Here is a 26,385-nt window from a genome sequence, read left to right on the forward strand (position 1 = left end):
AACCGGATCGGAAACCCGCCTCCGTTCCACCAGGTCGAGACGCAGGACCGGATCGGAAACCCGTCGTCGGAGCCTTCGTCCGAAGCGCTGAGCCGGATCGGAAACCCTCCACTCTTCGGCCGCCTATAAAACGGGCTTCTAAGCCCGCGGACGGACGATGGTTTCACCGCGGTCAGGGCCCACGGAGATGATCCGCACGGGCACGCCGGTCTGGTGCTCGATGAACTCCACGTAACGCTTGAAGGCCTCGGGGAACTCCTCGTAGGTGCGGCACTTGCGCAGGTCACACTTCCAGCCCTCGAACTCCGTGTAGACGGGCTTCAGGTCATCGGTAATCGTATAGGGGAACTCCGCGGTGCGGCGGCCGCCGATCTCGTAGGCTGTAGCGATCTTGATCGTATCGAAATCGTTCATCACGTCGGACTTCATCATGATGAGCTGCGTCACGCCGTTGATCATGATCGAATACTTCAGGGCCACCATGTCGAGCCATCCGCAGCGGCGGCGACGTCCCGTCACGGCACCGAATTCATGACCGATGTTGCTGAGTTTCTCGCCCGTCTCGTCGAAGAGCTCCGTGGGGAAGGGGCCGCTGCCCACACGGGTGCAGTAGGCCTTGAAGATGCCGTAGACGTCGCCGATGCGGCTGGGCGCAACACCCAGACCCGTGCAGACGCCTGCGCAGACCGTATTCGACGAGGTGACGAAGGGATAGGAGCCGAAATCGACGTCGAGCAGCGTGCCCTGTGCCCCCTCGGCCAGAATGGCCTTGTCCTGAGCCAGGCAGTCGTTGACGAAATACTCGCTGTCGATAATGTGGAAACGGCGGAGGTACTTCACGGCGTCGAACCACTGGGCCTCGAGTTCGGTGATGTCGTACTTGTAGTCCAGACTGCGGAGGATCCGTTCGTGACGGGCCTTGGCCGCAGCGTAGATCTTCTCGAAATCGGGGCTCAGCAGGTCGCCCACACGCATGCCGTTGCGGCTGACCTTGTCCGTATAGGTCGGGCCGATGCCCTTGCCCGTGGTGCCGATCCTGGCACTGCCCTTGGCGGCCTCGTAGGCGGCGTCGAGGATGCGGTGAGTCGGCAGAATGAGGTGGGCCTTTTTCGAGATGCAGAGCTGTTGGGTGATGTCATGGCCGCTCTTGGCGAGCTCTTCGGCCTCGGCCCGGAACAGGATGGCATCGAGCACTACGCCGTTGCCGATGATGTTGGTCTTGCCGCCCTGGAAGATTCCCGAGGGGATCGAACGGAGCACGTATTTTTCCCCGCCGAACTCCAGCGTATGACCGGCATTGGGGCCGCCCTGGAAGCGGGCTACCACCTCGTAATGGGGCGTAAGCACGTCCACGACTTTACCCTTGCCCTCGTCACCCCACTGGAGGCCGAGGATCACGTCTACTTTTTTCATTGTATCCGAATCAATTTATTGGTTACAAAAGTTTTTTGCTTCCAAAGATACAAAATAATCCGCGAAAAGCACAATTGCCCGGACGGGACTTTTCAACAAATTATAAAAAAAGGGCCCCGACGGAGCGTGTTTCCCCGTCGAGGCGTGTAAGAAGGCGTGTAAGAATCAGAAACAGACGGCCGCACCGATCGGGCCCAGGCCGGACTTCTCCCCCGCTGCTGCGGCCGTACGGGCATTCTCGCAACCGCCGACCCTGCTATCCGGGCCCCACGCAACCGCCGACCCTGTTATCCGGGCCCCGCGCAACCGCCGACCCTGCTATCCGGGCCCCGCGCAACCGTCGACCCTGTTATCCGGGCCCCACGCAACCGCCGTCCGGTCCCCGACCTGCGGCGTAAATCCGCCCGTGTCTCCGCGCTACCGTTCGACCAGCGAGGTAATGCCGTCGAAACGGATGCTCTGGGTGGCCATGCGGCAGTAGACCGTGGTCAGATCGGAATTCGCGCGTACGTCGGCCTGAAGCGTCGCGGCGCAGGTCGACAGATCGAGCGTCTGCAAGGCGTTGCCCCGCGCATCGAGCGTCACGAGCGAGGTATTCGACGTGAGGTCCAGCTCCGCCAGCACATTCTCCGAGCAGTCCAGCCACACCAGCGCACGCAGATCCTCCACATCGAGCCACACGAGATCGTTTTCCCGGCAGTCGAGGCGCGAAAGATGCGCACAAGCGGTCAGATCCAGCTCCGTGAGGGCGTTTCCCGAGCAATCGAGCCGCTCAAGATTGACGAATTCCCGCAGATCCGCGAGCGAAGCGATCCCTTCACCCGGGCACGCGATCTCCCGCACGCGCTGCGCTTCGTAGCGCGAGATGCGTGAATCGTTGTCCAGATCGAAGCGTTCGAGACAGAACGCCTCGAAGCGTTTGTCGAAAAAGGTGAGGTATACGTATCGGTTCCGCTCGTCACTGTCGCGATCGGCCAGGCCGCACGAAGAGGCAAGCAACGAGAGCAGGACGGGCAGCAGGCGCAGGCGCCGCACCGTGTCAGATGTCCACATCATCGTCCGACGATTCGGAGAGATCCGATGCATCGTCATCGCCCCCCTGCAGTTCGTCGGCCCCCTTCAGATCGTCGTCGTAGTAATCCTTGTCGTCGTCATCCTGCGCCGAGTCGTCGATCTTCACGTCGATCTTGATCATATAGGCCACATCGTCCGTGTCAAAGGGCACGGCATAAAAAAAACCACCGTTGGGTTTGTCTACGCGAATCATCGAATCGGTGAATCCCAGCGGATATTTCTCCTTGACGGCCTCCTGCATTTCGGGGGTCAGATTGTGGAAACTCGTTACGATATGTTTCTTTGCCATATTCTGTTTAGCCATCGTTGTGGTGCGAAATTTTCTGCAAGTATAAGCAAAATTTGAATATCGCACCACATCTGCAATTTTTTTTTGCATTTTTTTTGTTTTAGCCCCTTGTTCCGAGCAAAATATGTAACTTTACGCACGTTATTCCATAGGTATGATACGCGAACGCATCGAGGAGCTGCGCCGCCAGCTCGAACTGCACAACTACAAATATTACGTCGAAAACAACCCCGAAATTTCGGATTTCGAGTTCGATACGATGATGCGCGAACTCCAGGACCTGGAGCGCGAACACCCCGAATATGCCGATCCCAATTCGCCGACGATGCGCGTCGGGAGCGACCTGACGTCGGAGTTCGCCACCGTGCGCCACCGCTACCCGATGCTCTCGCTCGGGAACACCTACTCGCTCGACGAACTGCACGAATTCATCGACCGCATCGAACGCGAGGCCGGCCCCACGGACTATGTCTGCGAGCTGAAATTCGACGGCACGGCCATCTCGCTCACCTACGACAACGGCGCGCTGACGCAGGCCGCCACGCGCGGCGACGGCGTCACGGGCGACGACGTGACGGCCAACGTCCGCACCGTACGCTCCGTACCGCTGCATCTGCGCGACGGCGACTGGCCGGCCCATTTCGAGATCCGGGGCGAGATCCTCATGCCCTACGCCTCGTTCGACCGTCTGAACGCCGAACGCGAGGCCAACGGCGAGCCGCTCTTCGCCAATCCGCGCAACGCCGCCGCCGGGACGCTCAAGCAGCAGTCGTCGGCCGTCGTGGCACGCCGCGGTCTGGACTGCACGCTCTACCAGCTGGCGGGCGACAACCTGCCCTTCCGCACCCATTGGGAGAGTCTTCAGAAGGCCCGCGAGTGGGGCTTCAAGATCTCGGACCACATGCGCATCTGCCACAACGTGGCCGAGGTCGACGACTTCATCCGCTACTGGGATACGGCCCGCCACGGGCTTCCCTTCCCGACCGACGGCGTGGTGATCAAGGTCAACGACTTCGCCGTACGCCGCCAGCTGGGCTTCACGGCCAAGGCCCCGAAGTGGGCCGTAGCCTACAAGTTCAAGGCCGAACAGGCCCTCACGCGCATCGACAGCGTCTCGTTCCAGGTGGGCCGCACGGGGGCCATCACTCCGGTGGCCAACCTCGAGCCCGTGCTGCTGGCCGGCACCACCGTGCGCCGGGCCACGCTCCACAACGCCGAGCAGATGGCGCGGCTCGACATCCGCCCGGGCGACATGGTCTACGTCGAAAAGGGGGGCGAGATCATCCCCAAGATCACGGGCGTCGACCTCTCGCAGCGTCCGGCCGACAGCCAGCCCTTCCGCTACATCGACCGCTGCCCCGTATGCGGCACGCCGCTGGTGCGCTACGAGGGCGAAGCCAAACACTACTGCCCGAACCAGAGCGGCTGCCGTCCGCAGATCATCGGCCGCATCATCCACTTCATCCGCCGCAAGGCCCTCGACATCGAGGGGCTGGGCGAGGAGACCGTCGAACTGCTCTACGATAACGGGCTGGTGCGCACCGTGGCCGACCTCTACGACCTGCGCGCCGAACAGCTCTCGCCGCTGCCGCGTCTGGGCGAAAAGTCGGCCGAGAACATCATCCGCTCGATCGAGCGCTCGAAGGAGGTCCCCTACGCACGGGTGCTCTTCGGACTGGGCATCCGTTTCGTGGGCGAGACCACGGCCCGCTATCTGGCCGACCATTTCCGCTCGCTGGAGGGGCTGATGCAGGCCTCGCGCGAGGAGCTGGTCGAGGCCGAGGAGATCGGCCAGCGCATCGCCGACTCGATTCTCGAATACTTCGCCGATGCGGCCAATCTGGAGATCATCCGCCGGCTGCGGGCCGCCGGGCTGCAGTTCGAGACCGCGGAGCGCAAGCTGGCCTCGGAGGCGCTGGCCGGGAAGAGTTTCGTCGTCTCGGGGCGCTTCTCGCGCAGCCGCGACGAGATGAAGGCGCTGATCGAATCGCACGGGGGGCGCAATCTGGCCGCCGTCTCGGGCAACGTCGACTACATCGTCGCCGGCGAGAAGATGGGGCCCGCCAAACTCAAGAAGGCCGAGAAGCTCGGCATCCGCATCATCGACGAGGAGGAGTTCTTCCGGATGATCAACGGCGAGGGAGCCCCTGCCACGCAGGCTCGACCTGCCCCGGCGGCGGAGGCGCAACCCTCGGCAGAATCCGGCACATCCGCAGCCCCGGCCACGGATCCGCTCCCGAAGAGCACGCCGCAGCCGGACGCCGACACGCAATCCGGCAAGGGTGCGGAACAGCGTCTTTTTGACTAACGACCGAAAACCGCAAACAATAAAAAAGAGACCGATATGACACAGCACAAACTGGCCGGCGTAGGCGCCGCCATGATCACCCCCTTTACACGGGAGGGAAGGGTCGACTACGAAGCCCTGGCCCGCATGATTGACTACGTGATCGAGGGCGGCGTGGACTACATCGTCGCCCTGGGGACGACGGCCGAAACCCCGACCCTCTACATGCCCGAACGGGCCGTGATCGCCATGTTCATCACCAACCAGATTGCCGGGCGCGTGCCGCTGGTGATGGGTTGCGGCGGCAACTCGACGTCGGAGGTGCTGGACCAGCTGCGCGAATTCGACCTGCGCGGCGCCGATGCCATCCTGAGCGTGACGCCCTACTACAACAAACCCTCGCAGGAGGGGCTCTACCAGCACTTCCGCACTGTTTCGGAGCACTCGCCCCTGCCGGTGATCCTCTACAACATCCCGGGCCGCTCGGGGGTCAACATGACCGCCGAGACGACGCTGCGCATCGCCCGCGACTTTCCCAACATCATCGGCATCAAGGAGGCCTCGGGCAAGATCGACCAGATGCAGCGGATTCTCGACCAACGTCCCGAAGGGTTCCTCGTGCTGTCGGGCGACGACGGCATGGCCATCGAGCTGATGCGTCGCGGCGGCGACGGCGTGATCTCGGTGGCGGCCAACGCCTTTCCCGGGCGCTTCATGAGCTGCATCAACCACGCCAAGAGGGGCGACTTCGAGGCGGCCGACCGCGAGTACGAGGCACTCGACGAGGCCGTCAAGGCGCTCTTCGAGGAGGGCAACCCCGTCGGGGTGAAATGCGCCCTCTCGGTGATGGGGATTATCGGCGACACGATGCGCCTGCCGCTCGTTCCGGGCACGGAGCACCTGCGTGAACGATTCAAAAGCCTGATCACGAGATACGATTTGCGCTGATTTTGCGTTCCTATCGGAAAACAACCGACATGAAACGACTTCTGTTGCTGCTTACGCTGCTCGTGCCGCTGCTCGCCGCGGCGCGCGTCCCCGACGAGGAGATGATCCTCGACCGGACGCTCGATGCCGAATCGCCGTTCTACTATCCGGCCCTCATGCTGCGCTACAATGCCGGCGATGCGACACTCACCGACGAGGATTACTACTATCTCTATTACGGCTTCGCCTACCGCGACGAGTACAAGCCGCTGGCCACGAATCCCGACCTGGACAAGATGCTGCTGCTCATCGCCGGTATCGACCCCGAGAAACCGGACGTGGCGACGCTCGAATCGCTCGTCTCGCTGGGCAACGACGCCCTGGCCCGCGATCCGTTCAGCCCGAAGGTCCTCAACATGATGTCGTTCGCCTACGGGGCACTGGGCGACAAGGTGCGCGAGAAGGCCTATGCCGACCGCATGAACGGCGTACTGCGCACGATCATCGACTCGGGCGACGGATTCACCGAAAAGACCCCGCGCCACGTGCTGATGTTCGACCACGCGCTCGACGTGCTGGCCGCCGAGGAGCTCTCCTACGGCAAGGCACGCATCATCAGCCGCACCGTGGAGTTCGTGCCGCTGCTCACGCCCTACGTCGTCGACGGAAAGAAACGCAAGGGATTCTACTTCGATTTCGGGCGCGTCTACTGGAACAAGCCCGAAGGCTATACCTACAAACGTGACCGGACATGGCAATTCAACAACTTAAAGCCGCGTACCTACAAATGATGAAATACCTGTTCCGTGCCGCAGCGGTGAGACGGTCGCTGGTGGCTCCCCTGCTGCTGACCGTCGTGCTGCTTTCGGACGCCTGCTCGATGGAGGAGCTGCAACCGCTGTTTGAGGTCTCGTCCACGGAGATTTTCCTCTCGAGCGACGCCTCGGGCGAGGAGAGCATCACGGTCCGGGCCAACCGGCCGTGGGAAGTGACCTACACGGGTGAGGACTTCACGGTGACGAAGACATTGACGGACGGAACGGCCAGCGAAGGGTGTGTCACGGTCACCCCCACCCAAGCCAACGACGAACCCAACCGCCGAAGACTGGGGTCGATCCTTCTGCACTTCGACAACGACCGGCAACAGATCGAGGTGGCGGTCTACCAGCGCCCCGCCACGGCCACACGTACCGTGCTGCTCTACATGCCGGGGCAGAGCCTGCTGCGATTTTACAAGGAGAACATCGCGCGTCTGCGCAGCGCCGTCGACACGGACACCCCGGGTGACGGGCGAATGCTGATCTGCTACCAGCCCGAATCGCGCTACACGGCCGTGCTCGAGGAGCTCCGCTACGACTCCTCCACGGGAAGCTGTAAGACCATCACGCTGAAGCACTACGACACGTTCGACACGGGAAAACCCGAAGATGTGGCCCGACTCTTTGCCGATGCCGCCGAGGAGGCCCCGGCCGAGCGCTACGGACTGATCATCGGCTGCCACGGCAAGGCGTGGATTCCGGCCTCGAGCGGTGCCCTGCCGCGCTCGCGACGGGCGGGCGGTGCGGCGGCCGATGTCTGGACTCCCGCCGCAGGGGCCAAACCGACGCGTTCGTTCGGCGATACGGGTCACGAGCTCGACATCACGGAGCTGGCCGCGGTGCTCGAGGCCCAGCCGTTCCGCTTCGACTACCTGATCTTCGACGACTGCTTCATGGCCAGCATCGAGACGCTCTACGACCTGCGCCACGCGATCGACTATGTCGTGGCCTCACCCTGCGAGATCATGGCCGCAGGATTCCCCTACGACCGGATCCTCCCACACCTGTTCGACGACGAGGAGCTGCGGCCGCAACTGGGTGAGATCTGCCGCGAATTCTGGAACTTCTACCAGAACGACTGGAACACGATCTCCGGGAACGAACAGTCGGGCTGCATCTCGCTCACGGTGATGTCGGAACTTGAGGCACTGGCCTCGGAGATGCGACGGGTGGTCGAGGCGCCGAAAACCGACTTCGAGCTCTCCGAACTCCAGTATTACAAGGGAGGCACCACGAAACTCTTCTACGATCTGGGCCACTACGTCCAACTGAGCTGCGGCGACCAGGGGACGATCGACACGTTCGAGGCACAGTTGGAGCGGGCCGTACCCTCGGAGTACCGCTTCCACACGCCCAGCTACTATTCTGCCTACAACAACCTCCTCAACCCGATCACCTGCTACACGGGAATTACGACCAGCGAGCCCGAAACCACCGAGCCCTATGCTTCGGATTTCCGGCACACCTCCTGGTATCTGGCCACCCACTGACGGGGTGCGGCGCGGAGGCAAGCAAGTTACAAACGCGAAAATCCGACTCCCTTCAAGTTACGATTCGAAAGCAAAACACACCATAAAGCGTTCAAAGCGCCTAAAAAAAGGGACCCAACCCCCCAAAAACGACTTGTAAGCGACTCTTTCCGAAGGGTCGCTTATAGTTTTATCGGACGGACGCCCGACCAAACTGACAACTCAACAAACTAAGTAACAGAAAAATAGCAATCAATTCCCCCTCTGACAAGCGGTCCAAAAGCACAAAAAATATCGGAAAGGCGCATTATTTTAATTTTTTATTTATACATTTGTAGGCAAACAGCAACGCGCCATGATCTCCCCGACCTTAGAAGAACTCTTCAATGCACACTTCCGCAGTGCCGCCTACGTGGCCGAGGAGATCGTGCACTCGAAGTCCGCAGCCGAGGATATCGTGCAGGACGTCTTCGTCAAGCTGGCCCGCATGGACCTCTCGAAAATCGACTCCCCGACCAAGTACCTCTACCGTTGCGTGCGCAACGCCGCCCTGGACTACGCCTCCACCCACCGCCTGCGCCGCTGGGAGGAGCTCAACGGAAAGGAAGTGATCGCCGACGAGGTGAATTTCGACCTCAGCCGCGACGACGTCGAACGCGCCAACCGACTCCACCGGCTCTACCAGGCCATCGAACGGCTCTCGGAACAGTCGCGCAAGGTCGTCAAGCTGATCTGCCTGAACAACTACTCCTATGCCGATGCCGCCTCCGAACTGGGCGTTTCGCTGGCAACCATCAAGACACACATGTACCGTTCGATCAAGGCTTTGCGGAAGTTCATGGCCTTGTTCATCTTCTGAATGCGATTTTTTGCTGCATTTTTTTCCGAAAAACTGTAAGGAGTTTTCCCCCGAACCGGGTCTGTTAAGTAAAGGCCCGAACGCATGGAAAACACCCCCATCGACCGACTGCTGCACGACTACATCTCCGGACGGATCTCGCCCGAAGGGATGCAGGAACTCGAAGCATGGAGCCGCGAGTCCGAAGAGAACCGCCAGATCCTCGACCTGATCGACGGCAACTCGGACCTCGGGAGCGAACTCTCGCGGATGTACCGCTACGAGAAGGAGCGCGTCTGGCAGGCCATCTGCGAAGAGGACCGTCACTACATGCGTCGCAAGCGCTTCTTCCGCACCGTGCGTGCGTGTGCCGCCGTTCTGCTGCTCGTCGGTGTGTTCGTCAGCGGCGCCCTGCTCTACGAGGCCCGGGAGCGGCTGGACCCCAACCGCAACCACCTGCCCACCACCGTCGAACCCGGCACGCACCGCGCCGTACTGGAACTCTCCACCGGCGAAGTCGTCGCCCTGACGGACACGCTCCGTACCGAACTCCGCGAACGGAACATGCGCATCGAAATCGACGGCGACCGCATCGCCTACCGCGCCCCCGAAGCCTCCGAAACTCCCGAAACGAGGAAAAACACCGAATCCGTACCGATGGAGGAGGTATTCAATACGGTCCGCGTACCCCAGGGCGGAGAGTACACGCTGACGCTCAGCGACGGAACCCGGGCCTGGATCAACGCCGAATCGAGCATCACCTATCCGCTGCATTTCGGCCGCGAACGCCGCGTCACTGTCTGCGGCGAGGTCTTCTTCGAGGTGGCCCACGACGCCCGGCACCCCTTCATCGTCTCGGCGGCCGGAACGGAGATGACCGTCCTCGGCACCTCGTTCAACGTCATGGCCTACGACGACGAGCCCCGTGTGGAGACCACCCTGGTCACCGGATCGCTGCGCGTGGAGGCCCACGGCTCGCAGGTCGTGCTCACACCCGGGCAACAGGCCGGGGTGGAGAAGGCGTCGGGATTCCTCGACGTAAGGGAGGTCAACGTCGAAGCCTGCACGATGTGGCGCCGCGGGCTGCTGGTCTTCTACGAAGAGTCGCTGCGGTCGATCTGCCGCAAGCTCGAACGCTGGTACGACGTGCGCATCGACACCTCGTCGCCCTCGCTCGACGGCGTGCTCTACACCGGAATGGTCAAACGCCACGAGACCCTCAACACCATCGCCGATCTGATGAACCTGACCAACGACGTGGTTTTCAGCCAACAGGATGACGGCACGATCCGCGTGGTGCGGAAGCCGCGGCCGAAAGCCCGCCCCGCCCTATAGGCGGAAACTTCCCGATACTTCCCGCCGGGGAAGAGAGAGGCAGGGGGGGGGAAAAAAAAATGCGGAAAATCCCGACTCTTGACAGACGCATCAACGGGGAAGGGCCCGATACGAACCCAATGTTCCAGTTAAAATAATTTGCGTATGAAGAAACTTGCCTTACCGACACCTCTTCTCCGAAGAGGCCTGAGGGTCGTCGTTCTGCTGCTGACGGCCGTCTCACTCTTCACGTTCCGGACAGCAAGCGCTCAGGAGGCGGACCATCCGAAAAAACGGATGTCCATCGCCATGACGAACGCATCGCTCGACGACGTTCTCCAGCAAATCAAACAGCAGACAGGGTATCTGCTGCTCTACAACAGCAACGAGATCAAGGCCGTCCGCGGAATCACCATAAACCGACAGCAGGCACCCGTCGAGGAGATCCTCCGCGAGGTGCTCAAAGGCTCGGGATTCGACTTCTCGATCAGCGAGGATACGATCGTCATCCGGGTCGACGACCGTCCCTCGAATTCTACCCCCCCCCAACGGGTTACGCTCACCGGACGCGTCACCAACCGTGCAACCAAGGCCCCGATTCCGGGCGCCATGGTGCTGGTCAAGGGTACGACCGTCGGAACGACGACCGATGCCGACGGACGCTACACGCTGCGCTTCCCGAAACGACAGAATGTCGTCATTGCGGTGAGCTTCCTCGGCATGGAGAGCCGCGAAGTGGCCTACAACAACCAGACGGAACTCGACGTCCAACTGCTCGACAAGGTGGAGAGCATCGACGACGTGGTGGTCACGGGCTACGCCCAGGTGCGCAAGGAGAGCTTCACGGGTAACACCACGCGCATCAGCCGCGAGCAGATCGTCGAGGTATCGCCCAAGCACATGATCGATGCCATTCAGGTCTTCGATCCCTCGTTCCGCATCGCCGAGAACATCTCCATGGGTTCGGACCCCAACTCGCTGCCCGAATTCTACATCCGCGGCCAGAACAGCATCACCACCGAGCTGAACAACTCGGCCGACATCTCGCGCCAGAACCTCACGAACAACTCGAACCTGCCGATCTTCATCCTCGACGGTTTCGAGGTCGACGTCGAGAAGATCTACGACATGGACCCCATGCGCGTGCACTCGATCACGCTGCTCAAGGATGCCGCCGCAACGGTCCTCTACGGTTCGCGCGCCGCGAACGGCGTGGTGGTGATCGAATCGCGCGCCCCGGAGGCCGGGAAGCTCCGCGTCTCGTACAACCTCACGGGAAGCGTCGAGATCCCCGACCTGTCGGCCTACAACCTGATGAACGCCCGCGAGAAGCTCCAGGCCGAACTCGATGCCGGGCTCTACGCCTTCGATGCGACGGACGTCACCGAGAACACCTACACCACCAATCAAACCTATTACCAGAAGCTCAACGAGGTGAACCGCGGCGTGGACACCTACTGGCTCTCGAAGAACCTCCGCACGGCCCTCAACCACCAGCACAGCATCTACATCGACGGCGGTGAAAACGACGTGCGCTGGGGCATCGAGCTCAAGTACGCCGGGAACAAGGGTGTCATGCGCGACTCGAAGCGCGACACCTACGGCGCCGGGCTCTTCCTCGACTACCGCATCGGGAAGTTCCAGATCATGAACCGCGCCTCGTACGATGCAAACAATTCGAGCGATTCGCCCTACAGCTTCTCGCAGTTCTCGCACATGCTGCCCTACAACGTCCCGATCGACGAAACCACGGGCAAGTACCTCCAGAACCTGCGCTTCGGCTACTCGACGCTCAACCCGCTCTACGAGCGCGAATACCTCAACAACTTCAACCGCAGCAACTACCGCACCCTGCAGGACAACTTCGCCATCAACTTCTACGCCACGCCGCACTTCACCGCCAAGGCATGGATCACGCTCAGCCAGCGCAACTACGAGTCGCGCGTCTTCGTCGACCCGCTCTCGTCGTCGAACAGCTCCTTCGCCACGCCCCAGGAACTCGGGTCGCTCACGGTCAACGGGTCAGACACCTTCTCCTACGATGCGAACCTGCTGTTCATGTACAACCGCAACTTCAACAAGCACTTCCTGAACTTCTCGCTCGGCGGAAACGCCGTGGAGAACAGCTACATGGTCAACAACATCAAGTACATCGGATTCTCGACCGGCGCCCTCAACTCACCCAACGATGCCGCCCAGGTCGACGGCAAACCCTCGGAATCGAAGAACAAGACCCGGCTGGTGGGCATGTTCCTCTCGGGCAACTACACCTACGACGACATCTACCTGTTGGACCTTTCGGTGCGCATGGACGGATCGTCGGAGTTCGGATCCGACAACCGCGTGGCGCCTTTCTGGGCCGCAGGTGCCGGTATCAACATCCACAACTACAAGTTCCTGCGCGACCATCCCGTCCTGAGCCGCCTGAAGGTCCGCGGAACGATCGGTACGGTCGGAAAGGTCGGATATGCCGCCTACTCGGCCCGCTCGACCTACACCACCTCCTCGACGTCGGACTGGTACGCAACCGGCGCCGGACACATCCTCTACTACATGGGCAACCCCGACCTCGGCTGGGAGAAGACCCGCATCGCCGACATCGGTCTCGAACTCGGCTTCTTCAAGGACCGCCTCTTGTTCAAGGCCAGCTACTACGACAAGAAGACCATCGACCAGATCACCGACGTAACGATCCCCTCGTCGTCGGGATTCACGAGCTACAAGGACAATCTCGGCGAGGTGAGCAACCGCGGTTTCGAGCTCGACCTGCGCTACAACTTCTACCGCACGAAGAACCTGGAGATGACCCTCTTCGGCAACATGGCCCACAACAAGAACAAGATCATCAAGATCAACGACGCACTGCGGGCCTACAACGAACTGGTGCAGAAGCAGTACGAGGATTACGACGACAACTCCACGCAGAGCAAGTACGCCCAGACCTACACGCAGTATGTCGAGGGAGGCTCGATCTATGCGATCTACGGCATGAAGTCGCTGGGCATCAACCCCGCCAACGGCAAGGAGGTTTACCTGCGTCCCGACGGCACGATCACCTATGAGTGGAATGCCGCCGACCAGGTCGAGATCGGCAACACGGAGCCGTGGGCCCAGGGCTCCTTCGGACTGAACGCCCGCTGGAAGAACATCTCGCTCTTCGCCACGTTCCTCTACGAATTCGGCGGACAGCGCTACAACTCCACGCTGGTCAACCAGGTCGAAAACGCCAACCTCGAACGCTACAACGTCGACCGCCGCGTCTCGACCGACCGCTGGATCAACCCCGGCGACGTCGCCCCGCTGAAGGACATCAAGGACCGCACGCTGGTGACGCGCCCCACGTCGCGATTCATCCAGGACTACAACACCCTGCAGTTCAACTCGCTGTCGATCAGCTACGACTTCCCCTCGAAGCTCGTGAAGCGCTGGGGCCTGGGCATGTTGCGCCTGACGGCCAACATCGAGGATCTGGGTTACTACAGCACCGTACTCCAGGAGCGCGGTCTGGACTACCCCTACTCGCGTACGATCAACTTCACGCTCAATCTCACCTTCTAAATCCGTTTCCGCATGAAAACAATCTTCAACATACTTCTTTCCGGTTCGGCCCTGCTGCTCTCGGCCTCGTGCAGCAAGTGGCTTGACGTCATGCCGCAGGGCTTGACCACCGAGGAGAACCTCTTCAGCGACTATTCCGGATACCGTTCGGCCCTGAACGGCATCTACCAGCAGATGTCCTCCGCATCGCTCTACGGACGCGAGCTCTCCTGGGGTTTCACGAGCGCCCTGGCCCAATACTACGACTTCGGGTCGATGAGCTCCTCGCAGCTCTACACCTATACCGAGAAGCTCGACTACGAGAACAAGGAGGTCCTCGACTACCTGGAGAACATCTGGCAGACGGCCTACAACACCATCGCCAACTGCAATGCGCTGATCGCCCACGTCTCCGAAGCCGATCCCGGGATCTTCCCCTACTCCGAAAGCGGCGAACGGGAGATGATCTACGGCGAGGCGCTGGCAGCCCGTGCGCTGATGCACTTCGAGGTGTTGCGGCTCTTCGCCGCGGCGCCGGTCGTCGACCGCACCTCGAAGGCCATCCCCTACTCGACGAGCTATCCCGACCGGGTTCCGACACGCTACACGACCGAAGAGGTGCTGGCGAAGATCGTCGCCGATCTGGAGGCTGCGCTTCCGCTGCTGGAGATCAACGACCGGAACCTCGACGCCCTGAAAAGCGCCTCGACGCGTTTCATCTCGAACGATTCGCGCGGTCTGTTCTTCGGCTACCGCGGCACCCGGCTCCACTACTGGGCCGTCAAGGCGCTGCTGGCTCGCGTCTACCTGTACGCCTGCGACTATGAGAAGGCGCTGGAGACGGCCACCGAGGTCTATGAAACCTGCTCGGAGTGGTTCCCGATCACGACCAAGACCCAGGCTTCGGCCATCACCGGTGCGGTGAAACTCTACGACGACATCATCTTTGCGGCTTACGACCAGTATCTGAAGAAGAGCTACAACGACGTGATGCTTTCGAGCCTGGGTTCGACGTCGAACTTCATCCTCGCCCTGCGCCAGCCGAAGGACCGCTTCTCGGGAGAGACGAGTTACGACACACGCTACATGTACACGATCAACCAGCCCGACGAGGAGCAGCAGGAAGATCTCTACGCGTCGTGCAAATACGTGAAGTACACCAGCTCCACGGGATCGGACTACGACCAGGAGAATACCCAGGGGGCTCTGATTCCGGTCCTTCGCATGTCGGAGGTCATTCTGATCATGGCCGAATGCAAGGCCCGCGGAGCGAGCGGCCAGGGTGACGGCGACATCAGCGCCGCAGTCTCGGACCTGAATCTCGTACACAAGGTGCGCTGCTCGGGCCGCAAGACGGTCTCGGCTTCAAACTACACGGAATTCATGGAAAAACTCGACCTCGAAATGTGGAAGGAGAACATCGGCGAAGGGCAGTACTTCTTCTTCCTGAAGCGCCTGAACAGCCCGACGCTCGTCAGCACCACGCAGACGATCCAGATGGCAGGCAAATACGTCTTCGACATTCCCGACAGTGAAACGACCTTAAAATAAACCGACTCATGAAAAAAACGATCATACTTGCATTCGCCGCAGCGCTGCTCGGCGCCGGAGCCTGCTCCGAACAGGGGCTTCCGACCTACGGCGACGGCCACTACGTCTACTTCACGGAAAAATCCGACGAGATCGTGCGTTTCTCGTTCAAGACCACCCCGGGAGAGGATACGCGGACGATCCGCCTGGCCGTGGAGACCGTAACGCGCACGACCGACCGGACGATGAGCTACCGGCTGGAGATCGACCCCGCGAAGACCACGGCACCCTCCGAAGCCTACGATCTGGACCCGAATCCGGTGATCCAGGCCGGGATGTTCACCGGCGAGACCTACGTCACGGTCCACCGCACGGCGGTCATGGACGAAAAGGAGGTCGATATCGCCGTGCGCATCGTCGAGGGCGGGGACTTCCTCCCGGGCCCCACGACCAACTGCCTGCGCATCATCCGCGTGTCGAACATCATCTCCCAGCCCGACTGGTGGAATCAGGATTTCGCCGATGCCTTCCTGGGAACCTACTCCAACAAGAAGTACGAGGAGTTCATCAAGGCAACGGGCGTAAGCGACCTCTCGGAGATGGACAACAGCAAAATTACGGCCCTGTGCCGCGAATTCGTCTACTACCTGCGCGAACAGCGCGACCTGGGCAACGAAATCCTCGATGAAAACGACAGTTCGATGCTCGACGGAATCAATATCAACGCTTAATTCGAATGCAGCACATGAAAAGATACGTCAAACTTCTGACAACACTCCTTGCAGGCGCCTTTCTGGCCACGGCCTGCTACGAGGACAAGGGCAATTACGACTACTCCACGACGGGCGACGACATCCTCGTCTACCGCATGGACACGATGAAGAATGTGCGTCTGACGTGGTCCTACGACGAGGAGATCGTCATCGAACCCGGCTACAGGATTCTCCACGATCGGGTTTCGGAGAGCGATCTGGCCTACGAGTGGAGCATCGACGGAGAGGTTGTCTCCGAGGAGCGGATCCTGGAGATCGATCCGCTGCGCGTCGGACGCCACGCGGGCTCGTTCACGGTGATCGACACCGGGCGCGAGATCCGTTACAGCACGATCTTCACGCTGGTCATCACCTCGTCGTTTGCCGAAGGGTGGTTCATCCTCTCGGACGACGGCGGGCAGTCGCTGCTGAGCTACATCAACCTGATCGACGCCACGACCCCCGGGGAGCTCGTGCGCGACGTCTACGGCGACGTGAACGGTGAAGCGCTGGGCTCCGACCCGCGCAAGATCCGGCTCGTATCCTACGACGGACAGACGCCGACCTATGAATGGGAGGTGCTCCAGGGCAGCGGCAGTGTCAGCATCGACCAGGCCACGATCATGAAGGTCTTCGACATCAATACGGAATTCATCGGCGGAGCGGCACCCGAAGGATTCGTACCGGTGGACGGGTTCCAGCGCGACGGCGGTTCGATCCTGCTTTCGGAGGACGGCAAGGTCTACCAGCGCGACTTCAGCTTCTACAACGACTATCCCGTAGCGCATTCGGGCAAGTACGGCACCACGCCGGTCTACTTCGACGGCGGCATGGAGATCGCGCTCATGAACGGATTCGACCACTTCACCAACAAATCCTACGGGCACATCCCCTTCGCCCTGCTCTACGACCGGCAGAACAACCGCCTGCTGAGCGTCTACGGCTTCAACGTCAAAGGCAACATCGCCAGCGAGTTCGGGACGTTCCGCGCCGTACGGATTCCCGAGTCGTCGGCCGTACAGCCCGGCGATACGGACCCCGAATCGGGGCTCGCGTTCCCGGACGTGGCCGCCCTGGGCGACTACACGGTCGAGGCAATGGGAGCCCGCGTAACCTATGCCACGGTCGGAGTAGCGACGAACGCTACCAATATTCTACTGCTCAAAGGTAAAACAGACGGGAAATACTACCTGCTGTCGTTCGACTACAAGATGAACAGCGAGACCTCAGTGGCTATTGCGCTCAACTGGTTCCGGGCGATGCCCGAGGTCGAAGGCTTCGGCGCCGAGAGTCTCTTCGAGGTGTGCGTCGCCGGTATCGAAACGGTCTTCTTCACAGCCGGGACAAACAACAACACACTCTATGCCTATGACCTGGTAGCAGGCACCGTCACGGCGGTCTACACGGCTCCGGGACAGATCACGGCCCTGCGTCCGGGAGTGGTTGACGTTCCGTCGACGTTCGCAGCTTTTGCCAAGACGGTCTACAAGGACCGGATGCTGCTCGGCACCGAGTCGGGGCAGCTCGTTCTGCTGGACATCTCGGAGGAGGCCGTCACGGCGGGCAGCACACCCGCAATCGCCACCTTCTCCGGACTGGGCAAGGTCGTGGACATGGATTTCTACGTAGCGAAAAATCCCTACTGCTATTTCGGATTCTAACCATTTAATCACGCGATATGTTGCGAAAAATCCTCTTATTGGTGTTGTGTTGCGGTCTGACGGCCGGGGTGCTCGGAGAAGCCACCCCGGCGTCGGCCGCTTCGAAGAAGAGAAAGAAAAAGGCCCAAACCGAACAGACGGCCGCAAAACCCAAACCCACGGAGTACGAAAAGCTCTTCAAGGAGAAGCACGATGTGGCCGACGGCATGATCCGGCTGCACAAGGTCAAGGGCAAACTCTATTTCGAGTTTCCGCTCGCGCTGCTCGGGCGGGACATGCTGCTGGGGTCGACCGTCAGTGAGATTTCGGACAACGGCGACGCCGTCATCGGCTCGAAACCCACCGAGCCGCTGTGGGTCCGTTTCACGAAGACGGGCGACAAGGTGCAGATTCGCAAAATGGTACGCGACAACGTGACCGACACGGCGAGTCCGAACATCGCCCGTTCGCTCGAAGCCAACGGCATCGGTGCCATTCTCAAATCGTACGACATCGCGGCCTGGAGCCCCGACAGCTGCGCCGTGGTCTTCAACGCCACGGACCTCTTCCTGAGCGACAACAAGGCCCTCACGCCGTTCGATCCCTACGGCGAGAACCTCCGCTACGGACAGGTGACCCGCACGTCGAACTACCAGTCGGACCGGTCGTTCCTCGGGGAGATCCGGGCCTTTGCCGACAACATCGTGGTCCGCAGCCACCTGAGCTACACCTACACGCTCAAGGCCGGGAGCAGCGTGATTGCCAGTGACGTACCCTTCACGGCCGTGATGACGCGCTCGCTGGTGCTGCTGCCCGAGGATCCCTACGAGCCGCGCTTCGTCGACAGCCGCATGTCGGTCTTCCCGACCGGGAAGATCCTCTTCAGCGAGCGCGAACAGCAGGCACGCCTGCTCTGCTATGCGAACCGCTGGCGGGTGGAGCCCTCGGACGTGGAGGCCTACCGCCGGGGCGAACGGGTCAAACCCAGGAAGCCCATCGTCTTCTACATCGATCCGGATTTCCCGGAGAGCTGGCGGCAGCCGATCTTCGAGGCCGTGCGGCAGTGGAACGAGCCCTTCGAGCGCATCGGATTCGAGGGGGCCGTCGAGGCGCGCGAATATCCGAAGGACGACCCGGAGTTCGACCCCGACAACATCAAGTATTCGTGCATCCGCTACGCTCCGATCGGCATATCGAACGCCATGGGGCCCTCGTGGGTCGATCCGCGGAGCGGTGAGATCGTCAACGCCTCGGTCTACGTCTTCCACAACATCGTCAAGCTGGTGAACAACTGGCGCTTCATCCAGACGGCGCAGGCCGACACCACGGTGCGGAGCGTGAAACTCCCCAAGGAGGTGCTCGACGATGCGCTGCGCTACGTCGTGACACACGAGGTCGGGCACTGCCTGGGCTTCATGCACAACATGAGCGCCTCGGCCGTTATTCCGGTGGACTCGCTGCGCTCGCCGACCTTCACGCAGCAGCACGGCACCACCACCTCGATCATGGACTACGCGCGCTTCAACTACGTGGCGCAGCCGGGCGACCTGGAGCGGGGCGTGAAGATGACTCCGCCGCGCTTCGGGACCTACGACTACTACGCCGTGAAGTGGCTCTACACGCCGGTTTACGACGCATCGTCGCCCGAGGAGGTCTACAAGATCACCTCGCAGTGGATCACCGACGCCGCGGCCGATCCGGTTCTTCGCTACGGCAAGCAACAGGGGGTGGTTCTCGATCCGCGGTCGCAGAGCGAAGACCTGGGTGACGATGCCGTGAAGGCCTCGCAGTACGGAATCGCCAACCTGAAATACATCCTCGCACACCTGAACGAGTGGGTCGAGGGCGAGGACCGCGACTACTCCTACCGCACCGACATCTACAAGGGCATCATCAGCCAGTATATCCGCTACATCGGCCACGTTTTCGCCAACGTCGGCGGCATCTACCTCAACGAGAAGCATGTGGGCGATCCGTTGGAGGCCTACCGGAGCGTTCCGAAGGAGCGGCAGCGCGAGGCGCTTCAGTTCCTGCTCGGGCAGCTCGACGACCTCGACTGGCTGGACAACGAGGGGCTGATGCAGAACATTCAGCTGATGGGCTCGCCCAAGACCTACATGCAGGTGGCCATCATCCGGGCCGTGGTGATGAGCGCCGCGAAGGTCGAGAACTCCGCGCAGTTATCCGACGACCCCTACAGCGTCGAGGCCTGCATGAAGGATATCTACGACTACGTCTGGAAACCCACCCTCCAGGGCCGGGACCTCACCGACGAGCAGATGATGATCCAGCGCGAATACCTGCTGACGATCTGCAAGGCCGCCGGGCTGAAATATGCCGGCACGGGAGCCGTTCCGGCGAAGAGTTTCGCCGGGGAGGTCGGGGATGAGATCGGTTTCGACCCCTACACGATTGCCATTCCGGCGTGCCTGCGCGAGTACCACGCCCTGAGCGACAACCTCTGCTACGGAGCCTCGTGCACGGCGCACCACCACGCGGCGGCCGATCCCGGACCGGTTTCGGGCTATAACCCGCCGCGCATCCTCTACGTGGTGAAGCAGTCGCTCGAAGCCGAGAACTACGCCAATCTGCTGCGCGTGCAGCGGCTGCTGAAGAGCCGTGTGAACCGCGGTTCGCAACAGACCCGGATGCACTACGCGCTGCTGCTGCACAACATTGAAAAGACCCTGAAATGAGTGCCACGGCCATGAAAAGAGGTTTGACAAGCATCCTTCCGGTCCTGTTGTCCCTGATCCTGGCCGGGAGCCTGACCCTCGCTCCGCAACATGCGCGAGCCCGGGGCAAGAAACGCGCGGAAAAGGCGAAGAGCGAAGCGTCGAAACCGCTCACCGACTACGAAAAGCTCTTCAAGGAGAAACGGGTGACCACGGCCCGGGGGTTCCTGACGCTGCACATGTTCGAAGGGAACAAACTCTACATCGAGCTTCCCGACTCGCTGCTCGGGCGTGAAATGCTCCTGGGCACGACCATCGAGGAGAGTTCCGACCCCGGCGAGGGATTTGCCGGACAACAGCCCGGCGTGCCGCTGCACGTGACCTTCACGCGCGAGGATTCGATCATCTGCCTGCGCCGTGTACGGTCGGACCTGCTCGTCGACGGCGATTCGCTCATGGCGCGGGCCGTGCGGCGGAGCAGCATCGCCCCGCTGCTCGCCTCGTTCCCGGTGAAGTGCAAGGCCCCGGACGGTTCGTCGGTCTTCGAGGCCACGTCGTTCTTCGTGAGCGGCGACCCGACCATGCGGCCCCACGACCCCTACGGTATCAACAGTTTCGGGGGCTTCCTCGCCACGTCGGTGAAATACGTCGCGGGGAGTTCGCTGCTGAGCGGCGTGGAGGCCTTTGCCGACAACGTTTCGGTGCTCAGCAGCTTGTCGTTCACGCTGACGACCCGCTTCGGAGGCTACCTCATCCAGCAAGACACCCCCTTCACGGCCCTGGCACGGCGTTCGCTGATGCTGCTGCCCCGCGAGACGATGCGTCCGCGGCTCTGTGACGCCCGCATCGGGACGGTTCCCGCCACCTTCACCCAATACAGCGACCGGGAACAACAGGCCCGGGAGGTCTACTACGCCTGCCGATGGGACCTCCAGCCGGCCGATCCGGAAGCCTTCGCGGCCGGACAATTGTCCGAACCCGTCCGCCCGATCGTCTTCTACGTCGACGACACCTTCCCTGCGGGGTGGTACGACGCCATCCGCCAGGGTGTGCTGAGCTGGAACGCCGCCTTCGAGAAGATCGGGTATCGGGATGTCGTGCAGGTGCGGCCCTACCCGAAGGATGACCCGTCGTTCGATCCCAACGACATCAAGTTCTCGTGCATCAAGTACGCCTGCACGATGGGTGAGAACCTGTCGAGCAGCACGCGCGTCGACCCGCGCAGCGGGGAGATCCTGAGCGCCACGATCTGCATTCCGCACAACGTCGCAACCCGGATCCGGACCGATCTCTTCGTGCAGTTGGGGGCCGCCGATCCCGAGGCACGCCACGTGAAGCTCTCCCCCGCCCTCTTTGCCCGGGCGCTGGCGGCCGACGTGGCCCGCCACACGGGAGCCTGTCTGGGTCTGGCCGTGAACTACGCCGGATCGCAGGCCATACCGACCGATTCGCTGCGTTCGCCGTCGTTCACCCAACGTTACGGCATCTCGGCCTCGATCATGGATGCCCTGCCCTACAACTTCGTCGCACAACCCGGAGACAAGGAGCGCGGAGTGGTGCTGATGCAGGAACGACCGGGCGTTTATGACGAGTATGTCGTCGACTGGCTCTACCGTCCGGTTGCAGGGGCTGCAACCCCCGAGGCGGAGATCCCGGAGCTCGACCGGCGGATTGCCCTCCACCGCGGCGACCCGGTGTACCTCTACACCCCGACCCCGGTCTCCGTAGCCCTCGATCCGCGGGCCATGCCCTACAACCTGGGCGATGACCCGGTGCGCACCTCCGCCTACGAATTTGCCAACTACGCCTACGTCATGCAGCACGCCGACGAGTGGATCGGCACGGAGGACAAGGATTATACGTTCCGTTCGCTCGTGCAGGCCAGCGTAATGAACCAGCTCTACTACTCGTTCGTAAGCGTCTCGGCCAATCTCGGGGGCATCTACCTCAACGAGAAGTACGAGAACGACCCGCTTCCGACCTACACCTCGGTGCCGCGCGAACGCCAGCGCCGGGCCCTGCGCTACATGCTCGAACAGCTGGAGGAGATGTCGTGGCTCGACAACCACCGGCTGAACGAGGATGTGATCGAGGTGGTGTCGCTGGGCGAATACTGCCAGGACATGCTCAGCGAGGTGATCTTCAAGAGCCTCTCGACGCTGGACCTGAGCGCCTCGAAATCGGAGGATCCCTACACGCAGCGCGAAGCGATGCAGGAGTTGCGCGACTATATCCTGCGGGACGTCGCCGCGGGTCGGGAGTCCACCGAGGCGAACCTCGCCCTGCAGCGGCGCCTGCTGATCGACGTCATCCGGAAGGCCGGGGTGCTGGAGCCGACCCGCAAACGGGTAGCGGCTTTCGCCGATCCGGAGCCGGTCTTCGGTCCGACCGCCGCAACACGCGACCCGAGCACCGATCCGGCGTTCGCCCCGCTTCCCGACAAGGCCCGTCTCATCCGCGAATCGCACCTGCAACGTACGTTGTCGGGGCGCAGTCCGGAGGAGATCGAAGGGATGCGGCCGCTGCGGTCGATCGCCTTCCGGGTTCAGCCATCGACGGATTACAACTACTTCGAGATGCTGCACAACATGCAGCAAACCTACCGGCAGGGACTCCAGAGCGGCGCTTCGGAGCGCATGAAGAAGCACTACCGCTACATGCTGCTGGCCATCGAACGGGCCCTCAAGGTCGAGTAGCCTCCGCCGAACACCCGCCTCGGGCACTCCGGTCTGCCGGTTTGCCAGAGCCACGAAAAAAACCCGATACGAAAATCCGTATCGGGTTTTTTCGTTATTCCGAACGACGGGAAGGCGTCATCCGCCGCCAGGGAGCCCCCAGGTTCAGCATCTCAGATTCAGCGCCTCCCTGTTCAGCCCTCCTGGTTCAGTGCCTCTGGTTCAGCGCCTCCCTGTTCAGCGCCCCTGTTCAGTCCTCCTGGTTCAGCCCTCCTGCTGGTTCAGTGCCCCTGTTTCGGTCCGGCGCCCTGCCCTACTCGTAGAGTCCGGACTTGAGGCGCTCGACCTCCTCGCGGGTGAGGAAACGCCACGCCCCGCGCTTGAGGTTCTTCTTCGTCAGACCGGCGTAGTAAACGCGGTCGAGTTTCGTGACGGTGTAGCCCAGGAACTCGAAGATGCGGCGCACGATGCGGTTGCGGCCCGAGTGGATCTCGATGCCGATCTCCTGCTTGTTCTCCTTGACGTAGGAGATCTCGTCGGCGAAGATCTCACCGTCCTCGAGCGTGATGCCCTCGGCGATGCGGTCCATGTCGGCACGCGTCAGCGGCTTGTCGAGCGTCACCTGGTAGATCTTCTTCTTCTGATACGACGGATGGGTCAGCTGCTTGGTCAGATCGCCGTCGTTGGTGAAGAGCAGCAGTCCGAGGCTGTTCTTGTCGAGACGCCCCACCGGATAGATCCGCTCGGTGCAGGCCCCCTTGACCAACTCCATGACGGTTTTGCCGGCGTGCGGATCGTCGAGCGACGTGACGTAGCCCTTGGGCTTGTTCAGCACCAGATAGACCTTCTTCTCGCCGTGTACGGGTTCGTCGTTGAAGCGCACCTCGTCCGTCGGCAGCACCTTCGTGCCCAGTTCGGTCACCACCTTGCCGTTGACCGTCACCACACCGGCCTGGATGAAGTTGTCGGCCTCGCGGCGCGAACAGATGCCCGACTGGGCGATGAAGCGGTTCAGACGCATCTCACCGGTCTGCTTCGCGGGGTCGAACTTCGGATAGGAGACTGCGGGGCGCTCGCCGCCGCGGCTGCTGCGGTCGTTACGGTCGCTGCGGTCGTTGCGGTCGGAGAATTTGCCGCTGCGCTGCTCGCCGTAGGCCGGTTTGGAGCCGCGGCTGTAGGAGCGCTGCGGACGATCCTCGCGATTGAAGCGATCCTCGCGGTTGTCGCGCTCGCCGAACGAACGGCGCGGACGATCCTCGCGATTGAAGCGGTCGTCGCGGTTGAAGCGATCCTCGCGGTTGTCGCGCTCGCCGAACGAACGGCGTGGACGCTCGTCGCGGTTGAAGCGGTTATCGTTTTCGCCATAGGAGCGATGCGGGCGGTCGCCCTCCGTGCGGGAGTTCGCGTCGAAGCGGGGACGCTCGCCGTACGGACGGTGCGGACGCTCACCGTCGTCGTGGTGAGGATGTTCGAAACGGGGCCGGTTTTCGGCCGTGAAGTTGGGGTTGTACGAGGCCCGGTGTTCGGGCCGGTACGACCGGGACGGTTGCTCCGAATCGGCAGCGTCACGCTGCAAACGCGGGCGACGCTCGACGCGCTCCGCCGTAGCAATCACGGTGCGCTTGCGCTTGTCGCGTGCGAAGCGCTCGAGCACCGGGGTCGAGTCGTTTTTCGAATCTTTCATGTTCGTATCTTCTATAAGATGAATTTGCGCGGCAAAGGTAATCCATTTTTCCGGATTCCAACACATTGCATGCCCGAAATCGAGAAAAAGTCGCCGTCGCCCGAAAATTCGCCGTTTTTGCCTTATCTTTGCACCCGTCATGCAACGAATGAACCGCGACATATTGCGTCTGGCGCTGCCGAACATCGTCTCGAACATCACCGTACCCCTGATGGGCATCGTCTCGACGGCCATCGCCGGACACTGGGGCGAGGACTCCGCCGCGACGATCGGCGCGCTGGCCATCGGCGTGTCGATCTTCAACTTCATCTACTGGAACTGCTCGTTCGTGCGCATGGGCACCAGCGGACTGACGGCCCAGGCCTACGGCGCCGGCAACTACGCCGAATGCACCAACATGCTGGCCCGGGCCCTGGCCGTGGCGGCCGTCATGGGGGTTTTGATGCTGGCGCTGCAGTACCCGCTGGGCGAACTGGCCCTGTGGGCCATGAACGGCGGCGAGATGACCCGCGCCTACTTCTACACGCGCATCTGGGCCGTGCCGGCCGGCATCCTGCTCTTCGGCTTCAACGGCTGGTTCACCGGCATGCAGAACGCCCTCTTCCCGATGGTGACGGCCGTCACGGTCAACGTGATCCACCTTGGATGCAGCCTCTTCTTCGCTTTCGGTCTCGATCTGGGCATCGTCGGTATCGCCTGGGCCTCGGTGGTGGCGCAATGGTGCGGCGTGGCCCTTTCGACCCTACTGCTCGTGGCCCGTTACCGGCGGCTGCTGACCGCCGTACGCTGGTCGGAGGTCGTCGACCTGCAGCCGCTGCGCCGCTTCTTCCGCATCAACCGCGACATCATCCTGCGCACGCTCTGCATCGTGGCCGTCTATACCTTCTTCACCGGCGCCTCGGCCCGCATGGAGGACCACACGCTGCTGGCCGTCAACGCGCTGCTGCTGGAGCTCTTCACCCTCTTTTCGTACATGAACGACGGCTTTGCCTACGCCGCCGAGGCCCTCACCGGCCGCTTTATCGGCGCCCGCGACCGGCAGTCGCTCGGCCAGAGCATGCACCGCTGTCTGGTGTGGGGAACGGTGATTGCCGCCCTGTTCGTGGGGATCTACCTCATCTGGTGGCGCGATCTGGTGGGGCTCTTCGTCGACCACTCGGCATCGAACGCGGCGCAGATCGTCGAGCTGGCAGGCCGCTACATCGTCTGGATCATCCTGATCCCCGTGGCCTCGGCCCTGCCCTTCATCATGGACGGCATCATGGTGGGCGCCACCGAGACGCGCATCATGCGCAACTCGATGTTCTGGGCCACGGCGGCCTACTTTGCCATCTTCTACGCCCTGCGGCCGTGGATCGGCAACAATGCCCTCTGGCTGGCCTTCACGCTCTACATGCTCCTGCGCGGGGCGTTCCAGTACATCATGACGCACCGCCTGCGCACGATCCTCGAAAAGGCCTGAC

The 26,385-nt window shown here is 61.8% G+C and carries 17 protein-coding genes; 13 read left to right on the top strand and 4 right to left on the bottom strand.

The genetic code is table 11. The annotated features are described in order from the left end of the window. Positions 1-138: 138 nt before the first annotated feature. The 3 genes from B5E60_RS06820 to B5E60_RS06830 form a co-directional block, all read right to left on the bottom strand. Positions 139-1,413: an adenylosuccinate synthase gene (locus B5E60_RS06820; protein ID WP_087310626.1), complete on the bottom strand. Its 1,275-nt coding sequence runs from the start codon at positions 1,411-1,413 to the stop codon at positions 139-141. 417 nt (positions 1,414-1,830) lie between these two features. Beyond that, complete coding sequence (locus B5E60_RS06825) at positions 1,831-2,469, bottom strand: leucine-rich repeat domain-containing protein (RefSeq protein WP_239403254.1); 639 nt, start codon at positions 2,467-2,469, stop codon at positions 1,831-1,833. Next, on the bottom strand, positions 2,453-2,776 hold the full coding sequence (locus B5E60_RS06830; RefSeq protein ID WP_232009226.1) for a hypothetical protein: 324 nt from the start codon (positions 2,774-2,776) through the stop codon (positions 2,453-2,455). The genes B5E60_RS06825 and B5E60_RS06830 overlap by 17 nt, the downstream gene beginning before the upstream one ends. 154 nt (positions 2,777-2,930) lie before the next feature. On the opposite strand from B5E60_RS06830, the gene ligA reads away from it, so the two are divergent. The 12 genes from ligA (at position 2,931) to B5E60_RS06890 (ending at position 23,259) form a co-directional block, all read left to right on the top strand. Next, on the top strand, positions 2,931-5,084 hold the full coding sequence (gene ligA, locus B5E60_RS06835) for an NAD-dependent DNA ligase LigA (protein WP_087310632.1): 2,154 nt from the start codon (positions 2,931-2,933) through the stop codon (positions 5,082-5,084). A 36-nt stretch (positions 5,085-5,120) separates the two neighbouring features. Beyond that, positions 5,121-6,011, top strand: a complete 891-nt coding sequence (gene dapA / locus B5E60_RS06840) for a 4-hydroxy-tetrahydrodipicolinate synthase (RefSeq protein WP_087310634.1) — start codon at positions 5,121-5,123, stop codon at positions 6,009-6,011. A gap of 29 nt (positions 6,012-6,040) precedes the next feature. Beyond that, on the top strand, positions 6,041-6,781 hold the full coding sequence (locus B5E60_RS06845) for a DUF4919 domain-containing protein (protein ID WP_087310635.1): 741 nt from the start codon (positions 6,041-6,043) through the stop codon (positions 6,779-6,781). Next, positions 6,781-8,298: a clostripain-related cysteine peptidase gene (locus B5E60_RS06850; protein ID WP_239403255.1), complete on the top strand. Its 1,518-nt coding sequence runs from the start codon at positions 6,781-6,783 to the stop codon at positions 8,296-8,298. The genes B5E60_RS06845 and B5E60_RS06850 overlap by 1 nt, the downstream gene beginning before the upstream one ends. 334 nt (positions 8,299-8,632) lie before the next feature. Further along, positions 8,633-9,136 carry a sigma-70 family RNA polymerase sigma factor gene (locus B5E60_RS06855; RefSeq protein WP_087310637.1) on the top strand — a complete coding sequence of 168 codons (504 nt, stop codon included), beginning with the start codon at positions 8,633-8,635 and terminating at the stop codon, positions 9,134-9,136. A gap of 84 nt (positions 9,137-9,220) precedes the next feature. Further along, on the top strand, positions 9,221-10,450 hold the full coding sequence (locus B5E60_RS06860; protein WP_087310639.1) for a FecR family protein: 1,230 nt from the start codon (positions 9,221-9,223) through the stop codon (positions 10,448-10,450). A 144-nt stretch (positions 10,451-10,594) separates the two neighbouring features. Next, positions 10,595-13,987: a SusC/RagA family TonB-linked outer membrane protein gene (locus B5E60_RS06865; protein ID WP_239403256.1), complete on the top strand. Its 3,393-nt coding sequence runs from the start codon at positions 10,595-10,597 to the stop codon at positions 13,985-13,987. A gap of 12 nt (positions 13,988-13,999) precedes the next feature. After that, the gene (locus B5E60_RS06870; RefSeq protein ID WP_087310641.1) at positions 14,000-15,517 is read left to right on the top strand and encodes a RagB/SusD family nutrient uptake outer membrane protein; all 1,518 of its coding nucleotides are present in this window, start codon (positions 14,000-14,002) and stop codon (positions 15,515-15,517) included. Positions 15,518-15,525: 8 nt separating this feature from the next. Then, positions 15,526-16,227, top strand: a complete 702-nt coding sequence (locus B5E60_RS06875; RefSeq protein WP_087310643.1) for a DUF4843 domain-containing protein — start codon at positions 15,526-15,528, stop codon at positions 16,225-16,227. Between the two features lie 14 nt (positions 16,228-16,241). Further along, positions 16,242-17,909 carry a PKD-like family lipoprotein gene (locus tag B5E60_RS06880; RefSeq protein ID WP_087310679.1) on the top strand — a complete coding sequence of 556 codons (1,668 nt, stop codon included), beginning with the start codon at positions 16,242-16,244 and terminating at the stop codon, positions 17,907-17,909. A 17-nt stretch (positions 17,910-17,926) separates the two neighbouring features. Next, positions 17,927-20,584: a zinc-dependent metalloprotease gene (locus B5E60_RS06885; RefSeq protein ID WP_087310645.1), complete on the top strand. Its 2,658-nt coding sequence runs from the start codon at positions 17,927-17,929 to the stop codon at positions 20,582-20,584. 11 nt (positions 20,585-20,595) lie between these two features. Then, positions 20,596-23,259, top strand: a complete 2,664-nt coding sequence (locus B5E60_RS06890; RefSeq protein WP_239403257.1) for a zinc-dependent metalloprotease — start codon at positions 20,596-20,598, stop codon at positions 23,257-23,259. A 292-nt stretch (positions 23,260-23,551) separates the two neighbouring features. On the opposite strand, the gene B5E60_RS06895 is transcribed toward B5E60_RS06890, so the two are convergent. Then, complete coding sequence (locus tag B5E60_RS06895) at positions 23,552-24,922, bottom strand: pseudouridine synthase (RefSeq protein ID WP_087310649.1); 1,371 nt, start codon at positions 24,920-24,922, stop codon at positions 23,552-23,554. 148 nt (positions 24,923-25,070) lie between these two features. Between B5E60_RS06895 and B5E60_RS06900 the strand changes: the two genes are divergently transcribed. Continuing rightward, positions 25,071-26,384 (top strand): MATE family efflux transporter, encoded by a 1,314-nt coding sequence (locus B5E60_RS06900; RefSeq protein ID WP_087310651.1) that lies wholly within the window; start codon positions 25,071-25,073, stop codon positions 26,382-26,384. The last annotated feature ends 1 nt before the right edge of the window (position 26,385 follow it).

The organism is Alistipes sp. An116 (assembly GCF_002161005.1).
Taxonomy (GTDB): Bacteria; Bacteroidota; Bacteroidia; order Bacteroidales; family Rikenellaceae; genus Alistipes; species Alistipes megaguti.